Below are 11,367 nucleotides of genomic sequence, written 5' to 3' on the forward strand. Positions count from 1 at the left end.
CCGGCCATGATCGATCCCTGGCTCGGCATGTTGCTGCTCAAGATGGCGATTGCTGCGGCGATCGTCGTCGGCTGCTCGCTGCTGGCGGAGCGAGCCGGCCCGCTCGTCGCGGCGCTGATCGCGACGCTGCCGATCTCGGCCGGGCCGGTCTATGTCTTCCTCGCGCTCGAGCATGATCCGGCTTTCATCGCCGCAGGCGCGCTCGGCAGCATGGCGGCCAATTTCTCGAATTCGGGGCTGTCGCTGGTCTATGTCCTGATGGCGCAGCGGCTGGGCACCGCCGTGAGCCTCGCCTGCGGCCTCGCAGCCTGGTTCGCGATCGCATTCACGGTGACGCGATTCATGCCGCCGGCGCTGGTGATGGCCGGGCTGACTGTCGTCGTCTTTGCGGGACTGCACGTCCTGTTCCGGCCCTATCTCGGGGTGAGGCCCGCCGCGCCTCCGGGGCGGCCCTGGTACCTCATCCCGCTTCGCGCGGCCTGCGTCGCCCTGCTGGCGGGAACCGTGACCACGCTCAGCTCCAGGGTCGGCGCCGGCTGGTCCGGCGTGCTGGCGGCTTTCCCGATCGTGCTCTCCAGCCTGATCGCGATGCTGCAGCCGCGCATCGGCGGCCCCGCCACCGCCGCCGTCATCGCCAACAGCGCGCTCGGCCTGCTCGGCTTCGGCCTTGCGCTCGGCCTCGTGCACCTGACGGCGGTGCCGCTCGGCTCATGGCCGGCGCTTGGTCTCGGCCTCGCTTTTTGCGTGAGCTGGAACCTCGTCCTGATGCGCCTGTCCCGTCGCCCGCGTCGGCCGGCGCCATGACGCCACGAACAGACCGGCAATAATCAGCACGAACCCGGCGACCTGAAGCGGCCCCGGAATCTCCCCCAGGATTGGAATGGCGAGCAGCGTGCCGATGACGGGGATCAGGGGCGGAAAGCGTCCGACCACGGAGGCGCCGAGCACATGCGCCGCCCAGCCCCAGATCCACAGGGCAAGGATGACGTTGAGCACGCCCTGGTTGATCGCGTGAAACAGTAGCACCCCCCAGGGCGCGACATCGAAACCGCGAAAGAAGAACAGGAAATAGAACGGCAGGTAGACCATCGACAGCACGGACACGATCGCGGCAGCCTTCAGCCCATCGACCTTCCAGAGCTGGACCAGCAGCGGATAAAAGCCCCAGAGCAGGCCGACGCCGAGAAAGCAGAGATCGCCGCGCAATGTGCCGGCCGTCGCGCCGGTGCTGCCGGCGATCCCGAGGCAGGCGAGGCCGGCCAGCACACCGGCGACGCCGACGACGAGATTGCGCGAGAGCACCGCGCCGAACAGCGCGACGCTGCCGCCGATGCCGATCAGCGTCACGGTTCCCGGCCCGATCGTCGCGCCATGGGCGGCTGGAGCCAGCGTCAGCCCGGTCAGCATCAGATAGGTCATCGGAAAGCCGCTCGTGACCGCGAGCCAGAACCCGCGCGTCCAGCCGACCCCGCCACAGGAGGTGAGGCCGCCTTTCAGGAAGATCGGCAGCAGCAGCGGCCCCGCTGTCGCGAAACGCAGCGCCAGCAGGTCGTGCTGGCTCAACCCGTGGAGGACGGCGTGGCGGCTGATCACGAAATTCGAGCCGAACATCAAGACGCTGAACAGCATCCCGACGACGGCGAGCCGCCAGCGTATCCGGGTCCTGCGGTCGTCGAGCGGAGGGTGGCCGAGCCGTTGTTCCATCGCTCGATTAATCCCGCATCGCACAATGGCGATACACCCGATCCTGCATGACCCGCCCGCGCCGGTCGCGGGGAGGCGGAAAATTTCGCATGGAGCCGCAATTGCTCCCCGGCTGCGCCATTTTGTCGCCGTCTCTGCCGGGCTCTGATCGGCGCGAGTGAAGGCTCGTTCAATGGATGACGACATGACGCCCGCTGGCATCGGACGGTTTCTGCGCAATTTCGGCGGCCAGGTCGCCATGTCGCTCGCAGTGTCGGCGGCCACCGCCGGCTTGCTGGCCTTTCCTGATCTGTTGCTGGGCAGGCAGGATCGCGTTCCGGCACCGGATATCGTCGCCGGCGAGGCTTCGTCCGAGCTGCCGGCCTCGGCAGCCAGCAAGTTCCTGGAGCGACATCTCAGCCAGCTGAACGCGGAGGGCGAGGATGCGGCGTCGAGCCGGCCGGCGCTCGCGCTGCCGGCGGCTTTGATGATGCCGCTGTCGATCGCGTGGACCGCACCGGTACAAGCCGCGCCGGTCGTGCCGGTGGCGGACCAGCGGTCTTCCCCGCCTGTGGTCGTCGCCAAAGCCGTTGCGCGCGAACCGGCCCGGGTGAACGCGCCATTGCGTCCGCTGCTAATCTCGCCGCCGGTTCAGGTGGCTGCGGCGAGCCAGGAGCAGACCTCCCCGGGCCCGCTGCCCGGCGCTGTCGGGCGTGCAGTTTCGCAGGGCGTCACGCTGGCGGGCGACACGCTCGGCGGCATCGCCAATCGCGTCGGCGCGGCCGGAACCTGGACGGTCTCGGCCGCGACGGCGCTGGTGCCGAGCTGGTGAGCAGCCCGGCGGTCGCGGCTCAGGCGAGGGCCTTCAGCGCGTTCCGGCCAGCATAGATCGCCTGCGCGCCGAGCTCTTCCTCGATGCGCAGAAGCTGGTTGTATTTCGCCGTCCGGTCGGAGCGGGCGAGCGAGCCGGTCTTGATCTGCCCGCAATTGGTCGCGACAGCGAGGTCGGCAATGGTCGCGTCCTCGGTCTCGCCCGAGCGATGCGACATCACCGCGGTATAGCCGGCGCGCTGCGCCATCTCGACGGCGGCGAGCGTCTCGGTCAGCGTGCCGATCTGGTTGACCTTGACCAGGATCGAGTTCGCCGTCTTCGCCTTGATGCCCCGCGACAGGCGCGTGACATTGGTGACGAAGAGATCGTCGCCGACGAGCTGGCACTTCGAGCCGACGGCATCGGTCAGAGCCTTCCAGCCGTCCCAGTCGTCTTCCGACATGCCATCCTCGATCGAGACGATCGGGTAGTTCGCCACGAGCTTGGCGAGATATTTGGCCTGCGCCTTCGGATCGCGGGTTTTGCGTTCGCCTTCATAGACATAGGCGCCGTCCTTGAAGAATTCGGTCGCGGCGCAATCGAGCGCCAGAGCGAGGTCCTCGCCCGGCCGGTAGCCAGCCTTCTCGATGGCCTGCATGACGAAATCGAGCGCGGCCTCGGCCGATTTCAGGTTCGGCGCGAAGCCGCCTTCGTCGCCGACATTGGTGTTGTGGCCGGCGTCGTGCAGAGCCTTCTTCAGCGTGTGGAAGACCTCCGAGCCCATGCGCAGGCCTTCGGCGAAGGTCGGCGCGCCGACCGGCATGATCATGAATTCCTGGAAGTCGATCGGGTTGTCGGCATGGGCGCCGCCATTGACGATGTTCATCATCGGCACGGGCAGGACACGGGCGGAGGTGCCGCCGACATAGCGATAGAGCGGCAGGCCGGAGGCTTCCGCCGCGGCCTTGGCGACGGCGAGCGAGACGCCGAGGATGGCGTTGGCGCCGAGCTTCTTCTTGTTGGGGGTGCCGTCGAGATCGATCATCGTCTGGTCGATCGCGGCCTGGTCCTCGGCATCCATGGCGACGAGCGCCTCGGCGATGGTGACATTGACCGCCTCGACGGCCTTCAGCACGCTCTTGCCGAGATAGCGGCTCTTGTCGCCGTCGCGCAACTCGACGGCCTCGTGCGCACCGGTCGAGGCGCCGGAGGGCACGGCGGCGCGGCCCATCGAGCCGTCTTCGAGCACGACATCGACCTCGACGGTCGGGTTGCCGCGGCTGTCGAGGATCTGGCGGCCGATGATGTCGATGATCGCGGTCATGGAGAGCTCCGGGATAAAGCGAGACGGAAGGATGCCGCGCTTCTAGCCAAGGGGAGGCCTGTCGGGAAGGGGGAGGCGCGAGTGGCGGGTGGCGCAGGCGGAGCCAAAGCTCTAGAAGGCCGCCTTCACGGAGCCATTCGCCATGACCATCGACGCCTCGACGCTGCAGCTCGGCCACGCAACGGCACTGCCGGCCTCGCCGGAGGAAGCCCGCCTCGACCGCGTGCCCAATCCGCATGCCGGCACGCATTATCTCGCGCGCTTCACCTGCCCGGAATTCACCTCGATCTGCCCGGTCACCGGCCAGCCCGATTTCGGCATCCTGGTGATCGACTATTTGCCTGGGAAATGGCTGGTCGAGTCGAAATCGCTCAAGCTCTATCTCGGCGCCTTCCGCAACCATGGCGCCTTCCATGAGGATTGCACCGTGGGCATCGGCAAGACGCTGGTCGCGCTGCTCGAGCCGGAATGGTTCCGGATCGGCGGCTACTGGTACCCGCGCGGCGGCATCCCGATCGACGTGTTCTGGCAGACCGGCGAGCCGCCGAAGGGGCTCTGGCTGCCCGACCAGGGCGTCGCGCCCTATCGCGGGCGCTGATCAGGTCCGCGAGCCGGCCAGCGGCAGGATCCGCGGCGTCAGGATGCCGAGCAGGCCGATCCCGGCGGCGAAGAGCAGGATCGCGCCGGTCGTGCCGAGCAGGTGCAAGGCGATCCCCATCGCGACCGGCCCGATCGCATGGCCGAAGAACAGCGCGCAGGCGAAGAGCGCGACGGCCGAGCCGCGCGCGGTCGGTGCGAGCTCCGTCGCCTGCGCCTGGAAGGTGCCGTGCATCAGGAAGAAGCCGAAGCCGTTGACGATGAAGAAGGCGATCGCGCTCCACCACGGCAGGAAGGGCAGGGCAAACAGGGCGTAACCCGTCGCCATCAGCAGGCCGCCGACGGTCGTCATCCGTGCCGGCCCGAGCCGTTCGACCAGGATGCGCGTCAGGATGCCGTAGATGATGCCGCCGAGGCCGGTTCCGGCGATCACCAGCCCGGCCAGCGAGGGCCCGAGCCCGTTGCGCTCCTGCAGGATCGCGGCGACATAGGGCGGCATGCCGAAGATCAGGCTGCCTTCGGTGATGACCAGCGCATAGAGCAGCTTGGTGCGCGGGTTGGCGAACACTGCCGCGTAATTCGCGAGCGCGCCCTTGAAGCTGAGCGCCGGGCGTGCCGCGTCCGGGCGCGGCTTCAGCACGAGCGTGACCAGCAGCGCGGCACAGATTGCGAGCGCCGCCGCCATCACAAAAACCCCGCGCCAGCCGAAATGCTCGGCAATGACGCCGGAACAGGCCGCCCCGGCCATCTGGCCGACGATCATCAGGACGAGGAAGCGGCCGAGCATGATCTGGCGCTCCGCCATCGGCGCCCGGTCGCCGATCGCCGCCATGGCGATCGGGATGACGCCGCCGGCGACGATCCCGGTCGAGGCCCGGATCACCGTCAGCATGTCGAAGGAGAAGGCGAAGGCGGCTGCGACAGAGAGCACGGCGAGCAGGACGAGGCAGGTGACGATCGTCCTCAGCTTGCCGATCGAATCGGCGACGGGGCCGAGGAATGGCTGGCCGATCGCATAGGCAAAGGAGAATGCAGTCGCCACGGCGGCGACCTGCGCGATGCTGCGGCCGAACTCGGCCGCAAGCGTCGGCACCAGCGGATCGAGGATGCGCATGGTGAAGGTCGAGGCGAAACCGCAGGCTCCAAGGACCAGGATCAGCGGACGCAGCGATGCGCGATCGGCGCCGCCGGATGAAGGTTCAGTCATGCGCCAGCGTAGGCAAGGCCCGTGCCTTGGCAAGGCGATCGAAGCCTTGCAGCTCTGCGATCAGCGCAGGGAAGTCCTGCAGCGGCACCATGTTCGGGCCGTCCGACGGAGCGTTGTCCGGGTCGGGATGGGTCTCGATGAAGACGCCGGCGACGCCGACCGCGACCGCGGCCCGCGCCAGTACCGGCACGAATTCGCGCTGGCCGCCGGAGGAGGACCCCTTGCCGCCCGGCTGCTGCACGGAATGGGTGGCGTCGAAGATCACCGGCGCCCCGATGCTCTGCGCCATGATCGGCAGCGCCCGCATGTCGGTGACGAGCGTGTTGTAGCCGAAGGAGGCGCCGCGCTCGGTCACCATCACATCGGGATTGCCGCTCTCGGTGATCTTGGCCGCGACATTGACCATGTCCCAGGGCGCCAGGAACTGGCCCTTCTTGACGTTGACGGCGCGGCCGGTCTTCGCCGCGGCGACGAGCAGGTCGGTCTGCCGGCAGAGGAAAGCGGGGATCTGCAGCACGTCGACGACCTCGGCGACGGCGGCGCATTGGCCGGCCTCATGCACGTCCGTCAGCACCGGCAGGCCGGTACGCGCCCGGATCTCGGCGAAGACGGGCAGGGCGGCCTCAAGCCCCATGCCGCGCTGGCCCTTGACGCTGGTGCGGTTGGCCTTGTCGAACGACGTCTTGAAAACGAGCCCGATATCAAGGCGTTCGGCCATGTCCTTGAGAGCAAGCGCGATCTCCAGCGCGTGGTCGCGGCTCTCCATCTGGCACGGCCCGGCGATCAGCGCGAGCGGCAGGGCGTTGCCGAAGCGGACCGGCCTGGCGAGGTCGGCGCCGATCGTGACGATGGCGTTTGCGGTCATGGCGGGTTCCAGCACTGATGAACTGCGGCCGGGCTTAGGTCGCGCCGATATCCGCGGTCAAGCCGCGTGGGGCTCACGTCACCTCGAACCAGGTCCAGAGCCCGAGGTCGAAGCGCTCGAGCACCGTGGACGAAATCAGCCAGCGGCCCGGATTGTCGGCGATGAAGGCGATATGCAGCTTGCGACCTTCCGGGATCTGCACGGTGTCGAGGAAATAGGGCTCCCAGCCGTCGTCGAGCGGGTGCAGCAGCCGGAAGCTGTGGCCATGGACATGGAAGGGCTGGATGAAGGCGGTGCGGTTGTCGATCGCGACCACCACCGGCGCGCCGCGCTTGACGCTGAAGAGCGGTTTCGCCTCCGCGCTTCCGGTTGCGCCATTGATCGACCAGGGCCGGGCCATGTCGAGCCCGGTGAGGTCGAGCCGCGCATCGGCCGTGACCTTCGCGCCGCCCGTCACGACCATCTCGCTGCGGCGCGCATCCTGCAGGCGCACGGCAGCGGGCAAAGCCGGGTTCGGCTTCAAGGCCGCCATCGGGCCGGTCGAAGGCTTCTTCGCGCCTTCCGCCACAAGCCGCACGAGGGGCAGGCCGGGGCCGATCAGCGCCGTCACCATCGCGGTTGCGCCAACCTCCTCCGGCATGTCGAAGATCAGGTCGTAGCGCGTGCCCGGCGCGAAGGGGAGCTGCGCCCGCACCGGCTCGAAATTGTCGGTCGGCTGGCTGTCGACCGCGATGACGAAGGGTTTTATGCCGTCGAAACGCAGCCGGGTGATCCGCGCGTTGCAGGCATTGGCGAGCCGGAGCCGGACGCGGGCTCCCGGCGCGATCGCGATCCGCTGCGGCGGCGCCATGCCATTGACCGTGACCCAGTTTCCGAGCCGGCCTGCAGCCGCGGCCTCGGGTCCTTTGGCGTCGAAGGGGCGAATCGTCTGGTCGTCGCCCAGCAGCCAGTCGTCGACCACTACCGGCAGGTCGAGATCGACGCGCGGCGGATCGGCCTCCTCGACCACCAGAAGCCCGCTCAGCCCGCGATCGGCCGGTTCGGCCGCGCCGCCGACGACGAGCGGGCGATAGAGGAACGTGCCCGAATCAGGGGGCGTCAGCCGGTATTCGAAGCTGGCGCCTGGCGCGACGGGCGCCTGGCTGAAGCCGCCGACGCCGTCCATCTCGGTCTGGCCGCGCAGGCCGTGCCAATGCAGCGAAAGCGGGCTTGCGGTGCGATTCTCCAGCTTCAGCCTCAGGGTCTCGCCTGGCTTCACGCGCAGGACCGGTCCCGGCGCGGTCCCGTCGAAGGTCCAGATCTCGGTCTCAGGTGCTGGCGCGGGCCGCAGCCGGACTTTTGCGGAGCTTGCGACGAGCGGGCGCGCCGGCGGCCCCATCACGCCAGGCTTCACCTCCGGTGTGGTCCCGGGCTTGCCGTTCCCTGACTGCTGCGCCCCGGCTTCGTCCAGCAGCGCCAGCGTCGCGGCGGCGCCCAGGCCCAGCACGGCAGCGCGGCGCGTCAATCGGGGCGGCGCAGCGTGGCGCGATGGGGAAGGCGGGAGGCGGTCGCTTCTGTCTGTCATGGCCAGGGGCATAATCCGAGCGGCGCGATCTGGCGAGAGGGCGCGGCCGGGAGGCGTCTTAGACCTGCCTGCAGACGGTGCGATTGCCGACCTTCGCAGAAACGTCGCATTTTTTTGCTGCATGGCGCGCTTGAAATGCGTATAGCACCGCGGCCCAAACGATGGCGGCGCTGCGCTTGCTCGCACGCAGCGCATCGGGTCGGCGGGCGTGGCGGAACTGGTAGACGCACTGGATTTAGGTTCCAGCGGCGAAAGTCGTGGGGGTTCGAGTCCCTCCGCCCGCACCAGACTTGGCCTGATTTCGCAAGCGCGGCGGCGGGAAACCCGGCGATGCGCACTGGATTTTTGAAGTAACGAGCTGTTGGCGGATCGAAACGATGAACGTGACCGAAACCCTGTCCCAGGGCCTCAAGCGCGAATTTCAGGTGGTGCTGAACGCCACCGACCTCAAGGCAAGGCTCGATGACGGCCTCCAGGGCTTGCAGGGCAAGGCGCGCATCAACGGCTTCCGCCCCGGCAAGGTGCCGGTCGCGCATCTGCGCCGCCTCTATGGCCGCTCCGTCATGGCCGACGTGCTGCAGAACGCCGTCAACGAGGCCAATCAGAAGATCGTGACCGATAACGGTCTCAAGCTCGCCTTCGAGCCGCAGATCCGCTTCCCCGAGAACAAGGACGAGATCGAGGCCGCAATGGAGGCCAAGGGCGATCTCGCCTTCACGGTGGCGCTCGAGGTCCTGCCGAAGATCGAGATCGCCGACCTGTCGGACGTCTCCCTGACCAAGCCCGTCGCCGAGGTGCCGGACTCCGACGTCGATGCCGCGCTGGAGCGCATGGCCTCGCAGAACCGCAGCTTCGCCTCGAAGGGCGAGAAGGCCAAGGCCGCCAAGGGCGACCGGCTGATGATCTCCTTCGTCGGCACGCTCGAGGGCAAGAAGTTCGATGGCGGCACCGGCGAGGGCATCCCGCTCGACCTCGGCGCCGGCCAGTTCATCCCGGGCTTCGAGGACCAGCTCGAGGGCGCCAAGACGGGCGAGAAGCGCACCGTCAAGGTCACGTTCCCCGAGAACTATGCCGCCGCTGAGCTCGCCGGCAAGCCGGCCGAATTCGAGGTCACGGTCGACGACGTGCAGGCCCCTGAGCCGGTCAAGATCGACGACGAGCTCGCCAAGGCCTTCGGCATGGAAACGCTCGATGCGCTCAAGGCTGCGATCCGCGAGCAGATCGGCCGCGATTTCGGCGCCCAGTCGCGCCGCAAGATCAAGAAGAGCCTGCTCGACGCGCTCGACGGCAAATACACCTTCGAGCTGCCGCCGACGCTGGTCGAGCAGGAATTCGGCAGCGTCTGGAGCCAGGTCGAGGCCGATATGAAGGAGGCGAAGAAGAGCTTCGCCGACGAGGGCACGACCGAGGACGAGGCGCGTGCGGAGTACCGCAAGATCGCCGAGCGCCGGGTCCGCCTCGGCCTCGTGCTGGCCGAGATCGGCGAGCAGGCCAAGGTCCAGATCTCGGACGAGGAGGTCACCCAGGCCCTGGTCGAGCGCGCTCGCCAGTTCCCCGGGCAGGAGAAGCAGGTCTGGGAATTCTACCAGAAGAACCCGCAGGCCCTGGCCGAGATCCGCGCCCCGATCTTCGAGGAGAAGGTCGTCGACCATCTGCTCGGCCAGGTGAAGGTCGAGGACCAGAGCGTCAGCCGCGAGGCCCTCTACGCCGACGACGATGCCGAGGAGGCCGGCGAGGCAAAGCCGAAGAAGACTGCCAAGAAGGCCAAGAAGGCCGACGCCAAGAGCGACGAGGCCAAGAGCGACGAAGCCAAGGCGGACTGAGGTCTCCGGACACCCTGATCCGAAATTCGGCGCCGCCCGGCAAAGACCTGGGCGGCGTTTCTCTTTTCAGCCGCGATCCGCGTGCTTATGTGGATGGCTCTCACGAAATCCGCTGATTCCCGGCGCCCGCGACCTCAAGGATAGTCCCATGCTGCGCGATCCGATCGAGACCTACAACAATCTCGTCCCGATGGTGGTCGAGCAGTCGAGCCGCGGCGAACGCGCCTTCGACATCTATTCGCGCCTGTTGCGCGAGCGCATCATCTTCCTGACCGGCCCGGTCGAGGATTATTCCGCCTCGCTGATCGTGGCGCAGCTCCTGTTCCTCGAGGCCGAGAACCCCAAGAAGGAGATCTCCTTCTACATCAACTCGCCCGGCGGCGTGGTGACCTCGGGCCTTTCGATCTACGACACCATGCAGTTCATCCGCTGCCCGGTCACGACCTTGTGTGTCGGCCAGGCCGCTTCGATGGGCTCGCTCCTGCTGACAGCCGGCGCCAAGGACATGCGCTTCGCCCTGCCGAACGCCCGGATCATGGTGCACCAGCCCTCCGGCGGCTATCAGGGCCAGGTCACCGACATCCTGATTCACGCCCGCGAGGTCGAGAACCTCAAGCGCCGGCTGAACGAGATCTACGTCAACCATACCGGCCGCAGCTATGACGAGATCGAAGCCGCGCTGGAGCGCGACAACTTCATGACCGCCGAGGCCGCGCGCGAGTTCGGCCTGATCGACAAGGTCATCGACAAGCGTACGGAAGAGGCTGCCTGAGGCTGCGACCACCGGCCCCGTTCCCTGTGGGTTGGCTTGGCTTGCCGGACGCCCCATATTGCATGGGGACCGGCCCCATGTTTGCATGAGGGAATCGGGTGAGCGGACAGGCGCTGCTGACGGTCCGGTTTTGGGTCAGCCTTCGGGGTCGGGTGTATCGATCCGCGACGTTAACCTAATAATCGTGAACTGAGCGCCCTATTATGACGGAGAGACGACGCCAGCATCCGCCTCGGCTGATGAAGGCACCGGCTCCGGGAATGGAGATGGACGATGAGTAAGGTCAGCGGCGGCGATTCAAAGAGCACGCTCTACTGCTCCTTCTGCGGCAAGAGCCAGCACGAGGTCCGCAAGCTGATTGCGGGACCGACCGTGTTCATCTGCGACGAATGCGTCGAGCTCTGCATGGACATCATCCGCGAGGAGTCGAAATCCGCGCTGGTGAAGTCGAAGGACGGGGTGCCGACACCGCGCGAGATCCGCAAGGTGCTCGACGACTATGTCATCGGCCAGGACCACGCCAAGAAGGTGCTCTCGGTCGCGGTGCACAACCACTACAAGCGGTTGTCGCATGCGACGAAGCACAACGACGTCGAGCTCGCCAAGTCGAACATCCTGCTGATCGGGCCGACCGGTTCGGGCAAGACGCTGCTCGCGCAGACGCTCGCCCGCATCCTCGACGTGCCCTTCACCATGGCCGACGCGACGACGCTGACGGAGG

At 67.5% G+C, this 11,367-nt stretch carries 11 protein-coding genes and 1 tRNA gene; 7 read left to right on the forward strand and 5 right to left on the reverse strand.

The window, feature by feature from the left end; all coding sequences use genetic code 11:
* Positions 1-6: 6 nt before the first annotated feature.
* The gene (locus ACTIF2_RS18400; RefSeq protein ID WP_439498548.1) at positions 7-804 is read left to right on the forward strand and encodes a hypothetical protein; all 798 of its coding nucleotides are present in this window, start codon (positions 7-9) and stop codon (positions 802-804) included.
* On the opposite strand, the gene ACTIF2_RS18405 is transcribed toward ACTIF2_RS18400, so the two are convergent.
* Complete coding sequence (locus ACTIF2_RS18405) at positions 709-1,704, reverse strand: DMT family transporter (RefSeq protein ID WP_439498549.1); 996 nt, start codon at positions 1,702-1,704, stop codon at positions 709-711. The two genes, ACTIF2_RS18400 and ACTIF2_RS18405, sit on opposite strands and share 96 nt — an antisense overlap.
* A 172-nt stretch (positions 1,705-1,876) precedes the next feature.
* Between ACTIF2_RS18405 and ACTIF2_RS18410 the strand changes: the two genes are divergently transcribed.
* Positions 1,877-2,515: a hypothetical protein gene (locus ACTIF2_RS18410; protein ID WP_439498550.1), complete on the forward strand. Its 639-nt coding sequence runs from the start codon at positions 1,877-1,879 to the stop codon at positions 2,513-2,515.
* A 19-nt stretch (positions 2,516-2,534) separates the two neighbouring features.
* Here ACTIF2_RS18410 and eno read toward each other — a convergent pair whose 3' ends face one another.
* Positions 2,535-3,818: a phosphopyruvate hydratase gene (gene eno / locus ACTIF2_RS18415; protein WP_439498551.1), complete on the reverse strand. Its 1,284-nt coding sequence runs from the start codon at positions 3,816-3,818 to the stop codon at positions 2,535-2,537.
* 142 nt (positions 3,819-3,960) lie between these two features.
* Here eno and queF point away from each other — a divergent pair, with 142 nt between their 5' ends.
* On the forward strand, positions 3,961-4,416 hold the full coding sequence (queF, locus tag ACTIF2_RS18420) for a preQ(1) synthase (protein ID WP_439498552.1): 456 nt from the start codon (positions 3,961-3,963) through the stop codon (positions 4,414-4,416).
* Here the strand turns inward: queF and ACTIF2_RS18425 are convergent, their stop codons facing one another.
* The 3 genes from ACTIF2_RS18425 to ACTIF2_RS18435 all read right to left on the reverse strand — a co-directional run bounded on the left by ACTIF2_RS18425 (position 4,417) and on the right by ACTIF2_RS18435 (position 7,991).
* Positions 4,417-5,622 (reverse strand): MFS transporter, encoded by a 1,206-nt coding sequence (locus tag ACTIF2_RS18425; RefSeq protein WP_439498553.1) that lies wholly within the window; start codon positions 5,620-5,622, stop codon positions 4,417-4,419.
* Complete coding sequence (kdsA, locus tag ACTIF2_RS18430) at positions 5,615-6,487, reverse strand: 3-deoxy-8-phosphooctulonate synthase (RefSeq protein WP_439498554.1); 873 nt, start codon at positions 6,485-6,487, stop codon at positions 5,615-5,617. Before kdsA ends, ACTIF2_RS18425 begins: the two co-directional genes overlap by 8 nt.
* A 73-nt stretch (positions 6,488-6,560) precedes the next feature.
* Complete coding sequence (locus ACTIF2_RS18435) at positions 6,561-7,991, reverse strand: multicopper oxidase family protein (protein WP_439498555.1); 1,431 nt, start codon at positions 7,989-7,991, stop codon at positions 6,561-6,563.
* A gap of 262 nt (positions 7,992-8,253) precedes the next feature.
* Between ACTIF2_RS18435 and ACTIF2_RS18440 the strand changes: the two genes are divergently transcribed.
* From ACTIF2_RS18440 to ACTIF2_RS18455, 4 genes are all read left to right on the forward strand, one after another.
* A tRNA-Leu gene (locus ACTIF2_RS18440) sits at positions 8,254-8,338 on the forward strand.
* Between the two features lie 90 nt (positions 8,339-8,428).
* Positions 8,429-9,874, forward strand: a complete 1,446-nt coding sequence (tig, locus tag ACTIF2_RS18445; protein WP_439498556.1) for a trigger factor — start codon at positions 8,429-8,431, stop codon at positions 9,872-9,874.
* Between the two features lie 148 nt (positions 9,875-10,022).
* A complete protein-coding gene (locus ACTIF2_RS18450) occupies positions 10,023-10,646 on the forward strand; it encodes an ATP-dependent Clp protease proteolytic subunit (protein WP_439498557.1) in 624 nt (207 codons plus the stop codon).
* A 273-nt stretch (positions 10,647-10,919) separates the two neighbouring features.
* On the forward strand, positions 10,920-11,367 hold a 448-nt coding region (locus ACTIF2_RS18455), incomplete at its 3' end, for a ClpX C4-type zinc finger protein (RefSeq protein ID WP_439498558.1).

The organism is Allobosea sp. (genome assembly GCF_051860145.1).
Taxonomy (GTDB): Bacteria; Pseudomonadota; Alphaproteobacteria; order Rhizobiales; family Beijerinckiaceae; genus Allobosea.